The organism is Halomonas sp. 3A7M (assembly GCF_014897875.1).
In the GTDB taxonomy this organism is placed as follows: Bacteria; Pseudomonadota; Gammaproteobacteria; order Pseudomonadales; family Halomonadaceae; genus Vreelandella.
In genome coordinates this window covers 122997-142018 of sequence record NZ_JABUZD010000169.1, presented here as the reverse complement: position 1 = coordinate 142018, position 19022 = coordinate 122997, and the positions used below count along the sequence as shown (strand labels likewise).

20 protein-coding genes and 3 tRNA genes are annotated in these 19022 nt (G+C 53.4%); 7 read left to right on the top strand and 16 right to left on the bottom strand.

Features of this window, described 5'->3' with window-relative positions:
* Positions 1-69 precede the first annotated feature (69 nt).
* Together INT19_RS17240 and INT19_RS17235 are read right to left on the bottom strand one after the other, a co-directional pair.
* Positions 70-759: a type 1 glutamine amidotransferase domain-containing protein gene (locus INT19_RS17240; RefSeq protein ID WP_193061636.1), complete on the bottom strand. Its 690-nt coding sequence runs from the start codon at positions 757-759 to the stop codon at positions 70-72.
* Positions 760-867: 108 nt separating this feature from the next.
* A complete protein-coding gene (locus tag INT19_RS17235; RefSeq protein WP_089038701.1) occupies positions 868-1605 on the bottom strand; it encodes a MauE/DoxX family redox-associated membrane protein in 738 nt (245 codons plus the stop codon).
* Between the two features lie 158 nt (positions 1606-1763).
* On the opposite strand from INT19_RS17235, the gene INT19_RS17230 reads away from it, so the two are divergent.
* The gene (locus tag INT19_RS17230; protein WP_193061635.1) at positions 1764-2549 is read left to right on the top strand and encodes a CLCA_X family protein; all 786 of its coding nucleotides are present in this window, start codon (positions 1764-1766) and stop codon (positions 2547-2549) included.
* Between the two features lie 546 nt (positions 2550-3095).
* On the opposite strand, the gene INT19_RS19685 is transcribed toward INT19_RS17230, so the two are convergent.
* From INT19_RS19685 to INT19_RS17180, 10 genes are all read right to left on the bottom strand, one after another.
* Positions 3096-3167 (bottom strand): hypothetical protein, encoded by a 72-nt coding sequence (locus INT19_RS19685; protein WP_319022201.1) that lies wholly within the window; start codon positions 3165-3167, stop codon positions 3096-3098.
* A gap of 85 nt (positions 3168-3252) precedes the next feature.
* The gene (locus INT19_RS17220) at positions 3253-4017 is read right to left on the bottom strand and encodes an SDR family oxidoreductase (RefSeq protein WP_193061634.1); all 765 of its coding nucleotides are present in this window, start codon (positions 4015-4017) and stop codon (positions 3253-3255) included.
* Between the two features lie 343 nt (positions 4018-4360).
* Positions 4361-4448: transfer RNA gene (locus INT19_RS17215), tRNA-Ser, on the bottom strand.
* A 93-nt stretch (positions 4449-4541) separates the two neighbouring features.
* On the bottom strand, positions 4542-5060 hold the full coding sequence (locus INT19_RS17210) for a YiiD C-terminal domain-containing protein (RefSeq protein WP_193061633.1): 519 nt from the start codon (positions 5058-5060) through the stop codon (positions 4542-4544).
* A gap of 5 nt (positions 5061-5065) precedes the next feature.
* Positions 5066-5626, bottom strand: coding sequence for a nitroreductase family protein (locus INT19_RS17205; protein WP_193061632.1), 561 nt, complete (start codon positions 5624-5626; stop codon positions 5066-5068).
* Positions 5627-5673: 47 nt separating this feature from the next.
* The gene (gene queF, locus INT19_RS17200; RefSeq protein WP_193061631.1) at positions 5674-6507 is read right to left on the bottom strand and encodes an NADPH-dependent 7-cyano-7-deazaguanine reductase QueF; all 834 of its coding nucleotides are present in this window, start codon (positions 6505-6507) and stop codon (positions 5674-5676) included.
* Between the two features lie 54 nt (positions 6508-6561).
* The gene (locus tag INT19_RS17195) at positions 6562-7335 is read right to left on the bottom strand and encodes an ABC transporter permease (protein WP_193061630.1); all 774 of its coding nucleotides are present in this window, start codon (positions 7333-7335) and stop codon (positions 6562-6564) included.
* Positions 7332-8294 carry an ABC transporter ATP-binding protein gene (locus tag INT19_RS17190; protein ID WP_193061629.1) on the bottom strand — a complete coding sequence of 321 codons (963 nt, stop codon included), beginning with the start codon at positions 8292-8294 and terminating at the stop codon, positions 7332-7334. The genes INT19_RS17195 and INT19_RS17190 overlap by 4 nt, the downstream gene beginning before the upstream one ends.
* 264 nt (positions 8295-8558) lie before the next feature.
* Positions 8559-8633: transfer RNA gene (locus INT19_RS17185), tRNA-Gly, on the bottom strand.
* 55 nt (positions 8634-8688) lie between these two features.
* Positions 8689-8764: transfer RNA gene (locus INT19_RS17180), tRNA-Glu, on the bottom strand.
* 356 nt (positions 8765-9120) lie between these two features.
* Here INT19_RS17180 and msrB point away from each other — a divergent pair.
* The 4 genes from msrB (at position 9121) to htpX (ending at position 12909) form a co-directional block, all read left to right on the top strand.
* A complete protein-coding gene (gene msrB, locus INT19_RS17175) occupies positions 9121-9519 on the top strand; it encodes a peptide-methionine (R)-S-oxide reductase MsrB (protein WP_038482587.1) in 399 nt (132 codons plus the stop codon).
* A 120-nt stretch (positions 9520-9639) separates the two neighbouring features.
* On the top strand, positions 9640-10593 hold the full coding sequence (ylqF, locus tag INT19_RS17170; protein WP_193061628.1) for a ribosome biogenesis GTPase YlqF: 954 nt from the start codon (positions 9640-9642) through the stop codon (positions 10591-10593).
* Positions 10594-10648: 55 nt separating this feature from the next.
* Complete coding sequence (locus tag INT19_RS17165; protein ID WP_089038711.1) at positions 10649-11896, top strand: pyridoxal phosphate-dependent aminotransferase; 1248 nt, start codon at positions 10649-10651, stop codon at positions 11894-11896.
* A gap of 107 nt (positions 11897-12003) precedes the next feature.
* Positions 12004-12909 (top strand): protease HtpX, encoded by a 906-nt coding sequence (gene htpX / locus INT19_RS17160; protein WP_089038712.1) that lies wholly within the window; start codon positions 12004-12006, stop codon positions 12907-12909.
* A 95-nt stretch (positions 12910-13004) separates the two neighbouring features.
* Here the strand turns inward: htpX and pdxB are convergent, their stop codons facing one another.
* The gene (gene pdxB, locus INT19_RS17155) at positions 13005-14180 is read right to left on the bottom strand and encodes a 4-phosphoerythronate dehydrogenase PdxB (RefSeq protein ID WP_193061627.1); all 1176 of its coding nucleotides are present in this window, start codon (positions 14178-14180) and stop codon (positions 13005-13007) included.
* Between the two features lie 84 nt (positions 14181-14264).
* On the opposite strand from pdxB, the gene INT19_RS17150 reads away from it, so the two are divergent.
* Complete coding sequence (locus tag INT19_RS17150) at positions 14265-14546, top strand: hypothetical protein (protein ID WP_038486583.1); 282 nt, start codon at positions 14265-14267, stop codon at positions 14544-14546.
* A 62-nt stretch (positions 14547-14608) separates the two neighbouring features.
* On the opposite strand, the gene INT19_RS17145 is transcribed toward INT19_RS17150, so the two are convergent.
* Together INT19_RS17145 and rlmKL are read right to left on the bottom strand one after the other, a co-directional pair.
* Complete coding sequence (locus tag INT19_RS17145) at positions 14609-14944, bottom strand: glutaredoxin family protein (protein ID WP_089038714.1); 336 nt, start codon at positions 14942-14944, stop codon at positions 14609-14611.
* A 19-nt stretch (positions 14945-14963) separates the two neighbouring features.
* Positions 14964-17186 (bottom strand): bifunctional 23S rRNA (guanine(2069)-N(7))-methyltransferase RlmK/23S rRNA (guanine(2445)-N(2))-methyltransferase RlmL, encoded by a 2223-nt coding sequence (rlmKL, locus tag INT19_RS17140; protein WP_193061626.1) that lies wholly within the window; start codon positions 17184-17186, stop codon positions 14964-14966.
* Between the two features lie 341 nt (positions 17187-17527).
* Between rlmKL and rmf the strand changes: the two genes are divergently transcribed.
* Entirely contained in the window at positions 17528-17737 is a 210-nt protein-coding gene (gene rmf, locus INT19_RS17135) for a ribosome modulation factor (RefSeq protein ID WP_009722578.1), read from the top strand.
* Positions 17738-17807: 70 nt separating this feature from the next.
* Here rmf and INT19_RS17130 read toward each other — a convergent pair whose 3' ends face one another.
* Positions 17808-18821 (bottom strand): quinone-dependent dihydroorotate dehydrogenase, encoded by a 1014-nt coding sequence (locus INT19_RS17130; protein ID WP_193061625.1) that lies wholly within the window; start codon positions 18819-18821, stop codon positions 17808-17810.
* Positions 18822-19022 lie beyond the last annotated feature (201 nt).

Genomic DNA, 19022 nt, shown 5'->3' with positions numbered 1-19022 from the left:
GCTGAATAGATAAAAAACGGCGGGCACACTGCCCGCCGTCATGCTTTCTAACGCTAAAAAACGTACTGCTTAACGGGCCGCCAGCCATGCCATTAGTGCTTCGGCGGTAGCCGCAGAAGAAGGCGGATTTTGGCCAGTAATTAGCTGGCCGTCTTCACGCACATACGGCGTAAAGTCGTCTGCTTTGCTGTAGATGCCACCGCACTGTTGCAACGCATCTTCTACCAAATGCGGGACGATATCCGTCAGGCCAACCGCATCTTCTTCACCATTAGTAAAGCCTGTGACTTGGCGCCCTTTTACCAGTGGTTCACCAAGACTATTTTTTGCATTAATCAACACGATAGGCGCATGGCATACCGACGCCACTGGTTTGCCCTGGGCAATAAAATTTTCGATCAGCTTGATAGAATCTTGATCGTTCACTAGGTCCCACAGCGGGCCATGACCACCGGGATAAAACACTGCATCGAAATCGCCCGCGTACATATCGCTTAGGCGATGCGTTGCCGCTAGCGCCGCATTCGCTTCATCATCTTGCTTAAAGCGCCGAGTTTCATCGGTTTGGCTATCGTCTGCATCACTTTTCGGGTCAAGTGGCGGCTGCCCTCCGTTTGGCGAGGCCAGCGTTACGTCTGCACCTGCATCTTTAAAGACATAGTACGGCGCTGCTAGCTCTTCTAACCAAAAGCCAGTTTTTTCGCCGGTGTCTCCTAACTGATCATGTGATGTCAGCACCACCAAAATACGCTTGCTCATCTAATGACTCCTAAGTGTGAAGCGTGCGATAGCGTCTTGCGTTACTTACTCTACCTTGGGGCGTGTTTTCTGGGTTGCAAGGCGCATAACCTTTTCTACTCACTTGCGTTACAGCAGACTCTTCAGCGGCATCCAAAGCCCCATGGCGATCATGACAAGGTTTTCCGTCAACGAAATAAAGCCCAGCGGCACATTGCTATTACCGCCCGCACAGGCACATTTCAGTTCTCGCTTATCGATATACACCGCTTTAATCACCGACACAGCACCCACCGTACCAATGAACAGTGCCAGCGGTGCTGCCAGCCATATCAATGCCCCCGCCAGCATCAAGACACCCGCCAAGGTTTCCGCATAAGGGTAAACATATCCATAGGGCACATAGCGCTTAGCCAGCAAATCGTAATTCAGAAACATGGTGCTGAAACTTTCCACGTCTTGTAGCTTCTGCAACCCAAGCAACACCATGGCGCTAGCCACTGCATATTCAGGTAATCGCGCCGTCAATAGCGCCCCATGGGCCAGCCAGCTAATCGCCAAACCAATCAACAGCGCCGTGGCAAAAATAGCGATCACTGGCCGATAGGATGTTTCTTGAGCACCCGGCACGTTTAAGCCCAAATACTCGCGCACCTCTTCATAGCCACCGATGCGCTTATCATCAATATAGGTTTGCGGCGTCGTATCGACCTGCTCTTTCGCTTTAAATGCATCGGTTTCGTCGCGGGATGTTAACGGGTGGTCATGTACCTCGTAGCCCTTACGCTGCAGCAATGAAACGGTTTTCAAACCAAAGGGGCACTGGTGCGCATCCGTTTTCATGCGATAAACATGTGCCGTTGCCATACGCCCTCCCTGTTGTGCAACAAAGTGCAGCCTATCATTCGCTGCCTAGGTATAAGGGTAGACACCTTAACCAGTCTTGCCGAACAGACTTTGGCGCTGACTCGTTACCTTCGATAAGATAACGCGGTGAACTTCTTTTTTAGGTTAGCGAGCACGCCGTGAGCATTGAAGCGCGAGAGTTTTATCGCCAAGGGCCAATGCACCGCCCAGAGCGTGCCAGCAGCTTTGCGCTGATCCGTCGCCAGTTCGATTTTCGCTCAATTGAAATAGGCCGCTGGGTGACCACCGCCGAGCGCGACCGCGCCGCCGAGCTTTTCCACGATGCGCTGTGCGATTTAATGCTGATACTGCACGGCAATGAAGCACTGATTTCGCTGCGTGGCTCGTTAGCCCTACAGTACGGCTGCGGTGGTAGGCCCGGCGTTTCTGCCCATTACGCCCCCAGCCAGCGCAGCTTTTCGCTCGCCAAGAATGCAGGGCCTGGCAGCATTGCCCACGAATGGTTTCACGCCTTCGATCACTACATTGCCCAGAAGTGTTTTAACAACGTGCCGACTAGCACCTTCGCTTCGGCGGCATGGCTAGCAGATGCAGTCCCGATTAACCACCCGCTCAACCAGCGCCTACTCGCCTGCTTCCACGCCATTCTGCTTCACCCCGACGGCCAACAGCCCAGCGCGCTTTTCAACCACTCCGCCGCCATGGACAAAGCACACGGCCAGCTCTATTACAGCAAACCAGAAGAGCTATGCGCCCGAGCCTTTGAAGCCTTCGTGCAAGATGCCAGCATCAAAAACCACTTCCTGGTGAAAGGTACCAAAACCTCTCCCGAGGCAGAACGCGGCCTATACCCACAAGGCGAACAGCGCGAACGCATCAACGCGCTGTTCAGCGCCTATTTTGCCAGTTTGGGGAAAGCACTCAGCAAAGAGAGCCGTTCATAAAACGTGAGTTGTGCGAAACACGCCAATGACGGCTACGCTTCAATGACACTCATTTCTCAAAGGAAGAGAAAAATGCCATCTACCACCACCATTGTCGTTATCGTTGTTGTAATCGTCGCCGTCGCAGGGATAGGCTTCAGCGGCATATTTCCCTTTTAGAGGGAAGTGATACCAGCCTCACCCTGGCCACCTCATCGCCGAGTGCGGGGTGATTGAGAGGCTGCGGTTGGTGAGCGAGGACATCTTGCAGCCATCAATTCCGACGCGGCACCTCTCGGGGTTTAGATCAGTGGCGCGCTATAGGCCAGGGTGCCTGCCCGGCAAACGCCATACCGGGTTACCACAACAAACATAGGTCCCAGCGGAGTAGCGTGTACACCGCACTCGATATGAATCGGCTTACCTCGACTTTTATACTCGCCTGGGGTGACTGCTCAAGTGGTCATGTAACCTTGAACTGCCGCTTAACCCAAGCTCATGTGATACCTCGAGCAAGGAACGAGAATTCTCCAGCAACACTTTGCCCCGCTCCAATGTCAGGACCTGTCAAAAGCGCTTCGGAGTAGCACCCGCCCACCGACAAAACAGTCTTTGAAAGTGATACGAACTCAAATTCACGTGGGCGGCTATCTCTTCAAGCCTGAGCTGATCAATTGCCCGATCAGTCAAATGATTCGGTCATAGCCTGACATGGCGCAGCCTCTCAGACACGATTTATGGATACACCGCCATCTACCAGCATCGCAGAACCCGTTGTGAAACTGGAGGCATCAGATGCTAAGTACAATGCGGATTGAGCAATCTCATCTGGTGTCGCCATACGCTTGAGAGCATGCAGGTTATGCACAAACGCCAATGCTTCCGGCGTATTGGCAAATTCACGTCCCGCTGGTGTATCAGTACCACCGGGCAGAAGGGCATTGACCCGGATATTCTGTGGCCCATGCTCTGACGCCAGCACTTGAGTCAACCCAATAAGGCCCGCCTTACTGGCTGCGTAGGCAGCCATGCCAGGCATACCTGCGGTGTAACCAACGAAGGTAGAGGTGAAAATTAATGAACCTCCTTTTCGGGCAGCCATGGCGGGCAGTTGGTACTTTGCGCCCAAAAATGCGCTGGTTAAGTTGGTCGCAATAACCTGATTCCAGTCCGTATGCGACATCTCCGGGACAGGGCCCATAGCCCCCAGGATAGCCGCATTGTTGAAAGCGATATCCAATCCGCCAAAGTGACTTACCGCCTTATCTACCAACGCCTTGGCAAAAGCTTCCTCACCAACGTCGCCCGCTACGGCAAGTACCTGCCCGCCTTCCGCGTTGATTGCGTCCGCAAGGTCATCAAGCTCTTTTTGTCGCCTTGCGGCCACCACGACGGCAGCTCCTTCTTTCGCAAAAAGCTTCGCGGCTGCGTAACCAATTCCGGTGCTGGCACCGGTAACAATAGCTACTTTATTGGAAAGTATAGTCATCGTTATTCCTCTAGGATCTGCTTACTATAAAAGGGCATATGCCCGAACAGATGCCATATTAGGAGACCAAACGACTACTGCCGACCCGAATCTTGCTGTACTTCAAGGCGCTATAACAGTTTATTAGTGTGCATGCGCGTTAACATTATCGTCAGCCTTTGAAAATTGCGTATAAAAACAAACACACCACTCATAAACCATTGTTTTATTTATACTTATTAGAAACTTTGTCACCTTTCATGGGCAAAAACAGGACTAGCGTAGCGCAAACTGCATGTGGATAACTTAAATGGCAGGCACGAAAAAGCCCGCTGATTGCTCAGCGGGCTTTTTCTATATTCTGTGGCGGAGAGGGAGGGATTCGAACCCTCGAAGCCTTTCGACTTACACACTTTCCAGGCGTGCTCCTTCGACCACTCGGACACCTCTCCACTTTTTTGCTCGGTTGTTAAGGCGTTGCCTTTCCCAACAGAACGGCGCATATTCTATGGTCTAAGACCTAAAATAGCAAGCCTTTTAAAGATTTAAGCAACAGGCAGCACAGCGTAACGCCCGCTGGCTTCCAGGCAGAGCGTGTCGCCACAGTAGAGCTGCTGAGTGAGCGCAATGCTGCCCCTGCCCCGCGCGTTAAGCTTTTCCGCTAGCTGCTCAGGGCCTTGGGAGTCGCTGGGAGTGCAAATGATGCGGTAGTCGCTAGTGACTGGCGCAAGAAAGCGCTGGCTGGCTTCGGCCACTACCACATCTTGCGCCCGCCCTTGGGCACGCAGCCATAGCGTTACCCAACACCAGCCCTGCAGCGTGGTTTGCGCCGTTAACGCACCACCGAAGCCTGTACCTTTGTCGTTTAGGTTGAGGCTAAGCGCTAGCTGCCACATCAACGCCCCGCCCTCTCGGGCGGTGCTTTGGGTCATGCCTTGAATTCCCAGCGTGCCCACCATGGGAATTGCTTCCCCTAGCCACCGCTGAAAGGCGGCAAGGTCTTCCTGGGTTTCAGGGAGTGGCAAACGGGGGTAAGGCACTCCTGGTTGACGTGGCTGGCTCATGACCGTTAATCCCAACGCTCTACAAAGTCTTCCACATTGTGCTGAGGTAGCGGTTTATGGCGACCTGCCAGGCTACCCAGATAGATAAACGCGACCACTTCGTCATTTTCGTCTAGCGATAGACCTTTACGCACCACGGGGTCAAAGGCGTACTTACCGCTGCGCCACATGCCACCTAAGCCTAGCGCGTGGGCGGCCAGCAGAATGCCGTGGGCGGCGCATCCCGCGGAAATCACCTGCTCCATTTTCGGCACACCAGGAATATCCGGGGTGACCTTGGCAATCACGGCAATGATCATCGGTGCACGCAGCGGTTTTTTACGTGCGGAATTTAGCGTGTCATCGCTGGCACTGGGGTCTTCTTGAAACTCTGCTTCTGCAAACAGCTCACCCAGGCGCTCGCGCCCTTCACCGATAAATTCGATAAACCGCCAGGGGCGCAGCTCTTTATGGTCTGGGGCGCGCAGCGCAGCTTGATAGATGGCGCTGAGCTGGTCGGCACTGGGCGCAGGCTCGGTAAGTTTCCCCATAGAGCTACGTTCGTGAAGCAGCGTGAGTGCGTCCATGATGACTCCCCTTTTATTGATCGTTGAGCGCTAGGTTAGCGCCGTTGTTACTGCCTTGCTAGGCGCAATGGGCTGGGCGGCGTTAATCCTGGGGTTGCTCGCCATGGGCTGATATCAAGCCCGCCGCGGCGAACATAGCGGGCCAACACCAGTAGCTCATCAGGCTTAGCCAGCTGCATCAGGTCAGTAAAAATATGCTCGACACAGTGCTCGTGAAAGTCCTGGTGCTGACGATAACCGATTAGATAGCGTAGCAGCCCTTCACGGTCGATTTTAGGGCCTTTATAGCGAATTAATACGCTACCCCAATCGGGTTGGCCAGTCACAGGGCAGTTAGATTTAAGTAGATGGGAATGCAGCGTCTCTTCAACGATCTCTTCGCTGACTGCTAAATGCGCTGCACTGGGCGTGTAATCGCTGATGTCGATATCCAGGTCATCCAAGCATTCGCCCGGCAAGCGCTGGGGGGCAAGCTCAGCGTCGTCTACCGCTAATAGCTCTACGCTAACGGCAGCACCCGCCGCCGCGGCCAGGTCGCGAACAAGCACGTGTTGCACCGCTTCTCGGCTTTCAAAGCGCGTTTGGTTTAGGCTATTGAGATAGAGCTTCCAGGATTTGGACTCGATCAGATTCGGTGAATCCGCAGGCAGGCGGAAACGGGCAACCGCCACGATGGGCTTACCACGGTTATTCAACCAGGAAACTTCAAACGCGTGCCACTCATCTTCCCCCACAAACGGTAGCTTACTGTCTTCAATGCCCAATGGGGCACGGTTAGCAGCACGGGGAATCGGATACAACAGCCCAGCGTCATAATGCTCTGGGTAGGCGGAATCGCGCCCTAAAGGCGCGTGTTCTAAGGTATCGGGGCGGTGTGCCATGACGGGTTGCTCTCTTGATTAGTAGCGTGCTTTCTACTGGGCGTTATCACACGTTTAACTGCGAATACCTTTGCCGCGCTCTAGCATGGTGAGTGCCACCATAAACAGCACAACGATAAAGGCAAAGATAGCGGCCAGCGCCCAGACGACCGGAATGTCAGAAACGCCTAAAAAGCCGTAGCGGAAAACGTTCACCATATACAGTATTGGGTTGAGCATGGAGACGCCCTGCCAGAAATCGGGCAGCATCGAAATCGAGTAAAACACACCGCCTAAATACGTCAGCGGGGTCAAAATAAACGTCGGCACGATGGAGATATCATCGAATTTATTAGCCAACAGCGCGTTAATAAAACCGCCGATGGAAAACAGCGCCGAGGTCAGCACAACGACCAGTACCGTGAGCAGTGGATGCTCGACAGTTAAACGGGTAAAGAACAGCGACACCAACGTAACAATTAACCCCACCCCCAAGCCGCGGGCCATACCACCCAAAATAAAGCCGGATAAGATCACCCAGTTAGGCATGGGAGAGACCATCATCTCTTCAACAGAGCGCTGAAACTTATTGGAAAAAAAGCTAGAGGCCACGTTGGAGTAGCTGTTGGTGATCACCGACATCATAATCAGCCCTGGCACAATGAAGTCCATGTAGCTGAAGCCATCCATATCGCCAATGCGCGAACCAATCAAGTTACCGAAGATGATGAAGTACATCGCCATGGTGATTGATGGCGGCAGCAAGGTTTGCGGCCAAATCCGCGTAAAGCGTTTGATCTCTTTAAGCACTAAGGTCCACAGCGCAATGAGGGTCTGCGTTGCATTCATGCTCGCGCCTCCTGCTGCTTGCGTTGATCAATCGCTTGCTGGCTACTTTCCACCATGGAAACAAACATCTCCTCTAAGCGGTTGGCGCGGTTGCGCATGGAAACCACGTTTAGCCCCTGTTCGCTTAAGGCACTGAACACATCGTTAAGCTGCTGACCACGATGAATCACCAACGCTAGCTGGGAAGGCTCGATCTGCTGAATTTCAAACCCTTCAACGACGGGCGCTTGCTCAACTGGGGCGGACAAGTCGAGCAGGAAGGTTTCAGTGTTCAGCTCAGTCAACAGTTCACGCACACTGGTGTTACGCACGATTTCGCCTTGATTGATAATGGCGATATTGCGGCACAGGCTCTCGGCTTCTTCGAGGTAGTGTGTTGTGAGAATAATGGTAGTGCCCTCATCGCGATTAATACGCCGCATGTATTCCCACATACTGCGGCGCAGCTCGATGTCGACACCCGCTGTTGGCTCATCAAGAATCAGTAGCTTTGGGCGATGCATCAGCGCACGGGCAATCATCAAACGACGCTTCATACCGCCCGAAAGCATACGCGCACTGCCGTTGCGTTTGTCCCATAACCCAAGGTCAGTGAGCAGTTGCTTAGCACGGGGCAACGCCTCATTACGGGTCATTCCGTAATACCCCGCCTGGGCCAAAATGATATCAATGACCTTTTCAAACTGATTAAAATTGAATTCCTGGGGCACCACGCCAAGCTGGTATTTGGCTTTCGCGAAGTCTTTGTCGATGTCGATGCCAAAAATCGACACCCTACCGGCGGATTTCTGCACCAGCGAGCAGACCACCCCCAGGGTGGTCGACTTACCCGCGCCGTTGGGTCCTAACAAAGCAAAAAAATCGCCCTGCTGGACATCTAAATCAATACCTTTTAACGCTTGAAAGCCGTTGCCATACACTTTTGTGAGGCCACGGATAGACAATGCCGGTTCGGCCATGAATATGTCCTGTCAGCAAATGGGGAGCACAAGAAAAACAAGTTAGACGAGAGGATATCGGGGCATCCGTATGTTTTTTCAAGTCGCTCGAAAGACGGCCACGCGAAAATATCGCCAATTGATGTGCGATACAGTGTTCAAAAAACACAGGGAAAACAAGCAATAAAGGAGGAGAAAGGGAGTGTTTGTTTGGAGCGGGAAAAGAGATTCGACCGGGCTGGCGCTCCAGCTCTCGACCCTTGGCACCGATGTAAAACCGTTGTATGGAGCGGGAAAAGAGATTCGAACTCTCGACCCTCGCCTTGGCAAGGCGATGCTCTACCACTGAGCTATTCCCGCACATCCGATACCTTGACGACCTCTTACTCTATACCACTAACTCTATAAGAGTAAGTGGCGTCCCATAGGGGGTTCGAACCCCTGTTACCGCCGTGAAAGGGCGGTGTCCTAGACCACTAGACGAATGGGACGTTTCATTGCCTCGTCGAGGTGGCGCGTATATTACTCAGCCCTTAATGTGCTGTCAAGCACTCTGAAATCGAAACGTTTTATCCTGCCATGAGTCGCGCCTTCAAAATGGGGCGCTTTGATCACCCCCAGCACTTTATATAAGCGCACCTACTATATAAGCGCACCTACTTATTTCTCATACACTTACTATACCGTCACGGTAATGTCGCTTGCGTGTAAACGCCACACTGGCGGTTTTCTTACCTTTCACACATGCTGAACCTGGACAGGCTATCTACTGTCACTCTGCGTAGTGATACGCTAGCCTGCTTAGTAAGCCTCTGTTTAACGGTAACCAGAGGGAGAGGAGATCCCCATGGCGAAAATAGAAAAATCCCCTGATGAATGGCGCAAGCAACTCACCCCGGAGCAGTACCATGTGGCACGTGAGAAAGGCACTGAACGCCCCTTCACCGGAGATTATCAGGTCAGTGATGCTCAAGGTATTTACCACTGTGTGTGCTGCCATGCGCCGCTGTTTGAAAACGAACATAAGTTTGATGCGGGTTGCGGCTGGCCAAGCTTTGATCGCCCACTGGGAACACGCTGCATTGAAGAGCATAGCGACACCTCCCACGGCATGCGGCGCACTGAAGTCGTTTGCTCCCACTGCGATGCCCATCTGGGTCACGTATTTCCTGATGGTCCGCCAGACACGACGGGGTTGCGCTACTGCATCAATTCGGTGTCACTAGAGTTTCATCCTGACGAGTAATCGTCACTAAATCCTCGTTCAACGTCAGAAAGGCGGGCGCCATCTGCTAGAATGGCAGCCCGCTTTTTTTGTGCCCGTTTTTCGTGCTTGTATTTGCTTTGCGCTAATTAGGAGAAACTCATGCTCGGCTGGTTCCCCGGACATATGAACAAGGCCCGCCGCCAGATTAAGGACGCGCTGCCCGAAATTGATGTCGTAATTGAAGTACTTGATGCGCGCCTGCCCTACTCCAGCGCCAACCCGATGCTGGCCGAGCTGACTCACCATAAGCCGGTATTGAAGATTTTGTCGCGGGCGGATCTTGCCGACCCTGAGCGTACTGCGGAGTGGGTGGCTTTTTTCGATGCCCAAGAAGATACCCGCGCCCTGGCAATTACCACTACCAATATTCGCGAGCTTAAAAAAATCCCTAAGCTATGCCACGAGCTGGCAGGCGCGGTACGCGCTGATAGAGATGTCCGCGTGATGGTAATGGGCATTCCCAACGTCGGAAAATCGACGCTGATCAACGGACTCGCGGGTCGAAAAATTGCTAAAACTGGCAATGAGCCCGCGGTCACCAAGCGCCAACAAAAGGTGCGTATCGACGGCCGCGTCGCGCTGATCGACACCCCGGGGGTGCTATGGCCAAAAATCGAAGACCAGGCTAGCGCCTATCGTTTGGCTGCTAGCGGTGCAATTCGTGATACCGCGATTGAGTATACCGATGTAGCCATCATCACCAGCGCCGAGCTTGCCAAGCGCTATCCTGCAGAGTTGACCGCCCGCTATAAGTTAAAGGCGCTGCCAACTTATGAAGCGCCCGTAGCACAAGAGGTGGATGCTGATGGCCCGCAAAAGCCGGACTTCTTAGCCCTTGCCGGTTTTGACGGCCACGCCATTTTGAAAGAAATTGCGAGTAAGCGCGGCGGCTTACGCCCCGGTGGCGAGGTCGACATACACCGCGGTGCCGAAGTACTGCTTCACGAGCTACGCGATGGCAAGCTCGGTAGGCTTACTTTAGAAACCCCAGGTGATATTCCACCGCCACCGATACAAAACGACGAAGACAGCCACCTACAATCCGACGCATAATGAGCTGATCATCAACAGCACCCTCGGCCACAGGACATTTTGGATAATAAACCCCATGGACACCCCGCAGCCTACAGAATCACACACGCTGAAAAAATCGCACAAACTACATAACGTCTGTTACGACATTCGCGGCCCAGTGCTCGACCATGCCAAGCGCCTGGAAGAAGAAGGCCAGCGAGTTTTAAAGCTTAACATTGGCAACCCGGCGCCATTTGGCTTTGAGGCTCCGGAAGAGATTCTTCAAGACGTGATGCGCAACCTGCCCACTGCCCAGGGCTACTGTGATTCTAAAGGCCTTTACTCGGCGCGTAAGGCAATTATGCAAGAGTGCCAACGTAAACGGATTCCTGGGGTTGGCATTGAAGATATCTACATCGGCAACGGCGTTTCTGAGCTGATCGTGATGTCGATGCAGGCGCTGTTAAACGACGGTGATGAAGTACTGATCCCCGCCCCTGACTACCCGCTATGGACCGCCGCAGCGAATTTATCTGGCGGTCACGGCGTGCACTACTTATGCGATGAACAAGCCGATTGGGCACCGGACATAGCAGACATTCGCGCCAAAGTTACCAGCCGCACCCGAGCCATTGTCATTATCAACCCGAACAACCCTACCGGCGCGGTTTACCCGCCCGAAGTGGTACGGGAAGTGCTGGATATTGCCCAAGAGCACAATTTGGTGGTGTTCTCCGATGAGATCTACGACAAGATTCTTTATGACGGCGTAGAGCACACTGCCACGGGTGCATTGGCGGATGATGACCAACTGGTCATTACCATGAATGGGCTCTCGAAAAGCTACCGCTGCGCGGGCTTTCGTTCCGGCTGGATGACCATTTCCGGCACGTTAGCCAAACAGCGTGCCAGTGATTTTATTCAGGGCTTAACCATGCTGGCCTCAATGCGCCTGTGCGCTAACGTACCAGCCCAGCACGCTATCCAAACCGCACTAGGTGGCTACCAGTCAATCAATGATTTGATTCTGCCAGGCGGCCGACTATTGGCTCAGCGAGATATCACGATAGAAAAACTTAACGCCATCCCAGGGGTCTCTTGTGTGACGCCTAAAGGTGCGCTGTATGCCTTTCCCCGCTTAGATCCCAAGGTGTTTAACATTCAGGATGATCAACAGCTGGTGCTGGACTTACTGCTCCAGGAAAAAATTCTGCTGGTGCAAGGCACTGCGTTCAACTGGCCAGAACCGGATCACGTGCGCATTGTTACTCTGCCATGGGCCGATCAGCTGGGTGATGCGCTTGATCGCTTTGCTAATTTCTTGTCTCGCTATCGCCAATAAAAACGGCGGTCAATAAAAACGGTGACTTGAAACTGACGTTAACAGCACGTATCTAAACTGTCATTCCACTAACGCTTTTTAATGACCTTTGAGGGAGAACCCGCATCATGATGCGAATTGTGCTGTTTTTAGCCACCAACTTAGCGGTGTTGCTGGTTGCCAGCTTAACGCTGCGACTGTTTGGGGTGGAAAGCTACCTAAGCAGTCAGGGCATCAACTTTACTAGCCTACTGATTTTCTGCTTTATCTTCGGCATGGTCGGCTCGCTGATATCGCTGTTTATTTCCAAGTGGATGGCAAAGCGTTCGACTGGCACCGTAATTATCGAAGCACCCTCTAATTCAACAGAGCAGTGGCTGTTGGATACGGTGGCTGAACTTTCCCGCGAAGCGGGTATTAAAACGCCAGAAGTGGGCATTTTTCCTGCTCAGCAGTCCAACGCGTTTGCCACCGGCTGGAATAAGAACGATGCATTAGTCGCCGTTTCAGCGGGCCTATTAAACCGTATGCGCCCTGAAGAAGTGCGCGCGGTGCTGGCCCACGAAATCGGCCACGTGGCCAACGGCGATATGGTCACGCTGGCGCTGATTCAAGGCGTCGTGAATACCTTTGTTATGTTCTTTGCTCGGGTCGTGGCTCAGTTAGTCGACAACTTCTTAAGAAGTCGTAGCGACGGCGAAGGTGGCCTTGGCTTTATCGGTTATTTTGCCGTGGTGATCGTGGCAGAAATCGTCTTTGGTCTTGTCGCCTCCGCAATCGTTGCCTGGTTCTCACGCTATCGTGAATACCGTGCTGATGAGGCAGGCGCACGCCTAGCGGGCACTGGCGCGATGGTGAACGCGCTGGCACGTCTGAAAGCGGAAACTGAAATGCCTGACCAGATGCCTGATACCCTGCGTGCGATGGCTATTACTAAAGGCCAAACCCGCTCTTTGCTAGAGCAGCTGTTCGCCAGCCACCCGCCGCTGGACGATCGCATTCGCGCCTTAAAAGAAGCGGCTTACCGTCAGTAAACGCATATTCGCTAGCTGCATAACACACAAGGCCCGCAAATGCGGGCCTTGTGCTGTCTAAACCACCTCACAACCAACACACCGTCACCACACAACTATACGCAGCGCACTTGAAAACCAGCCGCCAGCAATGGCGCTTCCAACACCGTTGCGTCGTTCTCTAACAACACGCGCAGCGTGGCAAACTCTCGACGCAGTGGGTAGTTTGATCGGCAGTAATCAAAGCCCTTTTTGATTCCCTGGTGAAACACGTGCCGCTGCAACGCATCGTGGTCGCGGCGCACATCGTAAACCGCGCGCGTGCATAGCCGGAGTGCTTCTTCTGTCGGCATCGCTTGCTGCAGCGTTAATGCCGACAGCGCAGGTCGTGGGCAGAGTTCGCTAAACGTAACGCCACTTGGTCGCTCGATATGCTGAGCCAACGCCTGCTGAATCATCCACGTACCACGCAACTTACCATCAAGGCTATGCCCGGCAATATGTGGTGTCGCCAGCGCTACCAAATCACGCAACCCGGCATCGATCTCCGGCTCATCTTCCCAAACATCGAGAATCGCCGTGATATCGCCTTTACCCGCTAAACGACTACGTAGCGCCAGACCGTCAATACAGTCGCCCCGCCCGGCGTTTAGCAACACAGTTCCAGGGGTTAGGTCATTAATACGCTCAGCATTAAGCAGTTGATACGTGGCATGGGGGCCCTCTTTCACCAGCGGAGTATGCAGGCACACTACGTCGCAGTGTTCGATGACGCTATCCAGCGAGCAAAACAGGCCCGCCTCCTCTACTGCTGCGGGCCCTTTTCCAGGGTGTTCTTTTTCTGCGCGAGGCGGATCACACAACATGGTTTCCACACCCAGTGCTTGCAAACGCTGCTGCAAACGACTGCCAACGTTGCCAGCCCCCACAATACCCACCCTACGCGTCAGCAACGACCAACCTTGTCGCTCACTCATCAGCAGCAAGCTGCTAAGCACGTAGTCCACCACGGCGTCGGCATTACAGCCAGGCGCACTAGCAAAGCCAATGCCGCGATCGCTTAATAACGCGCGATCAATATGGTCAGTGCCAATGGTGCAGGTACCCACAAAACGGATAGGGCTTTGTGCCAATAGCGCGTGGTTGACCTGAGTAATCGAGCGCACTATCAGTGCGTCGGCATCAGCCACATCGGCAGGACGAATCTCACGCCCGGGCAAGCGATGCAGCGTGCCAAACGACTCAAAACAGAGGTCTGCAGCGGGGATATTCGCGTCGATAACAAGTTTCATAGGCGTTTTCGTATCCGGGCTTTACAATACGCCCGCAACGGCTTGCTGTGCAGGCATGATCAAGAAGCAGTTAAGGAGATGGGTGTGATCGTACGCTGGGAAACCGACCATGACTATGTGTTGGTGCATATTCACCAGGATATGTTTGGCGACTGGATTTTCAGCCGCGCCTGGGGGCAAATCGGCACCCAGTTTGGCGGGCTAAAGCATCAGTTGGCAGACACCCTGGAGCAAGCACAAATGTGGATGGAAGATGAGGCCACCATCCAGGCCTCGCGAGGGTTTCGCAAGGTACTGGAAGCAGCCGATCATACGCCCGAAGGACAGGAAGCCATGCGGCAGTTGTCGCTACTTGATGCACTTTAGGTGCATCGAACTCCATGTTAGCGACAATAATTCAAACCCTAAAGGCTTTTTCAAGAGCGGTTTCAACCCAAATAGCGCCGTCCATTGCGCTGATGCGCGCCAATTGGCGGCGCATTTTCGGGCGGTGTGGTAAGTGCTGTAAGCGCAGCCTCATCCAACCAGCCGCGCGCTTGTAACCAAGCGCTCAGCTTATCAAGATCAAAGCCTCGATCCAGCTCTTCCCCATTAGCATCCATCAAAACCGGAATGCGCACACCATAACGCGCCGCTAACGTATCGTCGTCGCTGATTTCAATGTGATGCAGCGATACCTCTTGGTTCGCCAACGTTACCACTAGCGCCTCTAATTGAGCGCACAAGTGGCAGCCTAACGTTGTATAAATCGATAGCTGAATCATATCCGATCTCTTTGTGCCCTTACGCTTTATGCCGTAGCAAAAACACATGATGCAGGTTGGTTCGGCGTTGAAAATCCGGATCAAACGTACGCGATGTAATATCTTCTACTGCGTAGCGCTCGCTGAGCGCCTCGTCTAGCTTGAAGCGTCGCTGATTGTTCGAGAACACCAGGGTACCGCCGGGCGCAAGACGCGCCATGGCCAGTTCCACTAGCCGCGGATGGTCACGCTGAACATCAAGGGTATCGCGCATTTTCTTGGAGTTAGAAAATGTCGGCGGATCCATAAAGATCAGGTCAAACTCGGCGTTTGCGGTTTCAAGCCAGCGGAAACAGTCATCCCGCACCACACGATGTAGCCTTGGGTCCAGCTTGTTCAGCGCAAAGTTGTCTCTCGCCCACTCAAGGTAGGTATTCGACATATCGACGCTGACACTGTCACTTGCACCGCCCAAGGCTGCTTGCACGGTTGCCGTGGCAGTGTAGCAAAACAGGTTTAAGAAGCGCTTCCCGCTAGCCATCTCGTTAAGCAGGCGGCGCACTGGCCGATGATCCAAAAACAAGCCGGTATCCAAGTAGTCACGCAGGTTAACCCACAACCGAGCGTCACCTTCCTGCACTTCAAAGCGTTCACCGCTGGCATCCCGCTTCTGGTACTGGGCACTACCCGTTTGCCGCTCACGACGCTTTATATACACCTTGCCTGGGTCGACGCCGAGGGCATCTGGCAGCACTTCCAAGGCATCAAACAAGCGCTTTTGAGCCTGAGCGGGGTTGATTGAGCTGGGTGCGGCGTACTCTTGAACGTGCACTCGGTCACCGTAACGATCGACTGCCAGCGCATACTCCGGCATATCAGCATCGTAAACGCGATAGCAAGTCTCAGCGCTTTTCTTGAGCCACTTTTTCAGACGTTTTTGGTTTTTCGCCAGTCGATTGGCAAACATTTGGGCATTTTCGGACACAGCAGGCTTGGCACTGGTGCTTATTTGCTGCGCCTCTCCAGCATTTTCTGAGACAGAAGAAACGCTGTCACTGTCTGGCGTGCTGGCCGTGTGAGTGGCAATTTCCATCAGCAGCAACTTCGCATCCAGCGCACCGTTCTTCAGCGCATACTGCTTGTGAGCACGTAGCCCAAGGCGATGCCCCAAATCGGGGTTACCGGTAAACAGCGCCAGTGTCCAACCAGGAAACAGCGCTTTCGCCCTTTCTCCCAGCTGGGCATACAAACGCACCAATTCAGGTAATTCGCCTAAGCGCTCGCCATAAGGCGGGTTAGTTATCAATAGCCCACGTTCGGCAGTAATAGTCTCTGGCCTGGTTAGCTGACTTAGGCTCTGCCCATGCAAGGTAATTAGCGCAGGAATGCCCGCACGCATGGCGTTAGCTTTCGCTGCTGTCAATGCCGCCGGACTCTGATCAAAGCCCACCAGCGCCGTTTTACAGCGTTTACGGCCTACCGACGCCCGTGCCTCAGCTTCGCGCTTTAACTCTTTCCACAGCGGTTCGTCGTGGCCTGCCCAGCCCTGAAAGCCAAAGCGCTCCCGATTGAGATTGGGCGCTTGGTCGGCAGCCATTAGCGCCGCTTCAATCAGCAACGTGCCTGCACCGCATAGCGGATCTAACAGCGGCTCACCGGCTTTTGCTCGTTCAGGCCAGCCAGCACGCACTAGCAATGCGGCTGCCAAGTTCTCTTTCAGCGGTGCATGTCCAACATCACGGCGGTAGCCACGGCGGTGCAAACTTTCGCCTGAAAGATCAATTCCCAGACTTAAGTTAGCGCGGTGTAGATGGGCGTAGATGCGCAGATCAGGTGTTTTGGTATCAACATTGGGACGCTCCTGACCTGCTAGCTGCAGAGAATCAACAACGCCATCTTTCACCGTCTGGGCACCAAACCGGGTATGGCGAATGTGGTCGCTGCGACCATGAAAATCTACCGCCAGCGTTTTGCCTGGCGTTAAATGCTGTGTCCAGGGAAGCCGGGCAACCACGTCACGCACTTGCTCAGCGGTATCAATCATCGGCTCCCGAGCCAACAGCAAAATAATGCGGTTAGCTAGCCGTGACCATAGGCATATGCGATAGGCGGTTGCTAGATTGGCGGAAAAATAAACGCCCGCCACGGTCGTTTTACCTGGCTCGGCTCCTAGCGCTGAAAGCTCATCAGCTAAAAGGCCTTCAATGCCTTTTGGGCAGGTAGCAAGGAGGTTTAGAGGGGCAGTTTGGCTCGACTCGGTCATGTTTATCGCCGCGCGTAAGAGCGCGATATTCCTATATATGGCAAATGAGTTTACGTCTTATGACAATTTGATGGTCGACAAGTGACCCCATAATGAGCTAACAATAAGAGTGTAGCTACTGAAAAACGCATGCGTTGTTTGTCAGGGTTCTATTAGCAACTTGCTTTCAAGACCCTAATTTGTCGAGTCTGCCGCTTTGCCCGTTCAGCACGTGAGTGCTAGGCACTAGCGTTGAGTGGCGGCTTGCCAAAGTTATCTATCGAAATAGCACTGATGCAAATATAGCATTTTTGCCCAGCGTGCTTTTCTTATCAAAGGCTTTCGTGAAAAGAGGTTAGCCAATGAAACGACAAAAACGTGATCGCTTCCAACGGGCTTATGTTCACGGCTATAAAGCGGGCATTACGGGTCGCTCCCGAGATGACTGCCCCAGTCAAGATGTCAATTTACGCGAATATTGGATGAGTGGTTGGCGTGAAGGTCGCGGTGATCAGTGGGACGGGATGACAGGCGTCTCCGGTATCCATAAAAATCCCATGGTGATGACCTAGTTTTTTACCTTTTCAAACATGACATTTGGAGTACGGAGCCCGCTGACAAGCGGGCTTTTTTATTGCTCAATTATGGCTGTTTCAATGCCTCGGCGCACGCTTTCACTAACCCAGGCCCTTGGTAGATCAACCCTGAATAGAGCTGCACCAAGTCTGCGCCAGCGGCAATTTTAGCCGCAGCGGCTTCACCGCTATCAACCCCGCCCACACCTATAATAGGTAGCGTTGGCAGTTGCGCGCGTAACAGGCGAATCACCCTATTCGATGCTTCAAAAACGGGTTTTCCAGAAAGCCCACCCGCTTCTTCTGATTGAGGGTCACTCTTAACGGCATCGCGAGCTATCGTAGTATTTGTCGCAATAACACCATCCAGCGCATTACGAGCAATACTGCCAGCCACCAGGGCGACCTCTTCTTCACTCATATCTGGGGCGATTTTAACCAGTAGCGGCACCTTGCGGCCTAACGTGCTGTCCAGTGCTTGGCTACGCGAACGAATAGGCCCAAGCAGTGCATCCAGCTGCTCGCCGAACTGTAATGTCCGCAGCCCAGGCGTGTTAGGCGAGGAAATATTGACCGCAATATAATCAGCCACGCTGTGCACCGCCTCTAAACAAAGCAGGTAATCATCGAGCGCGTTTTCCACAGAAGTGGTTAAGTTTTTACCAATATTGATGCCCACAACGCCTCTGTAGTGACGCTTTTTCACCTGGGCGACAAGGTGCTCAACCCCTTTGTTATTAAATCCAAAGCGGTTAATGATCGCCTCGTGGCCTGCAAGCCGAAACAGACGTGGCTTCGGGTTGCCTGGCTGCGCTTTGGGCGTCACGGTGCCTACTTCTACAAACCCAAAGCCCAGCGCGCCCAGCGCATCCAAGTGATCGGCATTTTTATCCAGCCCAGCGGCAAGCCCTACCCGATTACTAAAACGCAGCCCCATCAGTTCGACAGGGTCGCTCACAGGCTCACCATATACCCGCTGCACACCACCCACCCGATGCAGAGTATCTAACGCACCCAGCGCCAACCCATGAGACGTTTCTGGGTCGAGTCGAAACAACAGCGAACGGGCGAAGTTATACATCAGCGAGGCTCTCCAGAGCAGTGGGCATGAAGCAGACGAACGGACACGCTACATGTGGGCAAATAAACGACATAGCGCGCGGCGCGCAGAGTATAGCGTAAATCAAGTTATCTTCGCAGCGCTGAGCGGCGAGAAAGGCGATGCCGTGAAAAAGCGCTCACAAGAGCGGTCACAAGAACAGTCTCAAGAACGGTCATAAAA

Bases quoted from the DNA above. Each gene is read 5' to 3' on its own strand.
- rlmKL (WP_193061626.1), bottom strand. From the start codon at position 17,186: ATGACCGAGTCGAGCCAAACTGCCCCTCTAAACCTCCTTGCTACCTGC.
- ylqF (WP_193061628.1), top strand. From the start codon at position 9,640: ATGCTCGGCTGGTTCCCCGGACATATGAACAAGGCCCGCCGCCAGATT.
- INT19_RS17240 (WP_193061636.1), bottom strand. From the start codon at position 759: ATGAGCAAGCGTATTTTGGTGGTGCTGACATCACATGATCAGTTAGGA.
- INT19_RS17205 (WP_193061632.1), bottom strand. From the start codon at position 5,626: ATGGACGCACTCACGCTGCTTCACGAACGTAGCTCTATGGGGAAACTT.
- queF (WP_193061631.1), bottom strand. From the start codon at position 6,507: ATGGCACACCGCCCCGATACCTTAGAACACGCGCCTTTAGGGCGCGAT.
- INT19_RS17195 (WP_193061630.1), bottom strand. From the start codon at position 7,335: ATGAATGCAACGCAGACCCTCATTGCGCTGTGGACCTTAGTGCTTAAA.
- INT19_RS17235 (WP_089038701.1), bottom strand. From the start codon at position 1,605: ATGGCAACGGCACATGTTTATCGCATGAAAACGGATGCGCACCAGTGC.
- INT19_RS17130 (WP_193061625.1), bottom strand. From the start codon at position 18,821: ATGTATAACTTCGCCCGTTCGCTGTTGTTTCGACTCGACCCAGAAACG.
- INT19_RS17145 (WP_089038714.1), bottom strand. From the start codon at position 14,944: ATGATTCAGCTATCGATTTATACAACGTTAGGCTGCCACTTGTGCGCT.
- rmf (WP_009722578.1), top strand. From the start codon at position 17,528: ATGAAACGACAAAAACGTGATCGCTTCCAACGGGCTTATGTTCACGGC.
- INT19_RS17210 (WP_193061633.1), bottom strand. From the start codon at position 5,060: ATGAGCCAGCCACGTCAACCAGGAGTGCCTTACCCCCGTTTGCCACTC.
- htpX (WP_089038712.1), top strand. From the start codon at position 12,004: ATGATGCGAATTGTGCTGTTTTTAGCCACCAACTTAGCGGTGTTGCTG.
- INT19_RS17220 (WP_193061634.1), bottom strand. From the start codon at position 4,017: ATGACTATACTTTCCAATAAAGTAGCTATTGTTACCGGTGCCAGCACC.
- msrB (WP_038482587.1), top strand. From the start codon at position 9,121: ATGGCGAAAATAGAAAAATCCCCTGATGAATGGCGCAAGCAACTCACC.
- INT19_RS17190 (WP_193061629.1), bottom strand. From the start codon at position 8,294: ATGGCCGAACCGGCATTGTCTATCCGTGGCCTCACAAAAGTGTATGGC.
- pdxB (WP_193061627.1), bottom strand. From the start codon at position 14,180: ATGAAACTTGTTATCGACGCGAATATCCCCGCTGCAGACCTCTGTTTT.
- INT19_RS17165 (WP_089038711.1), top strand. From the start codon at position 10,649: ATGGACACCCCGCAGCCTACAGAATCACACACGCTGAAAAAATCGCAC.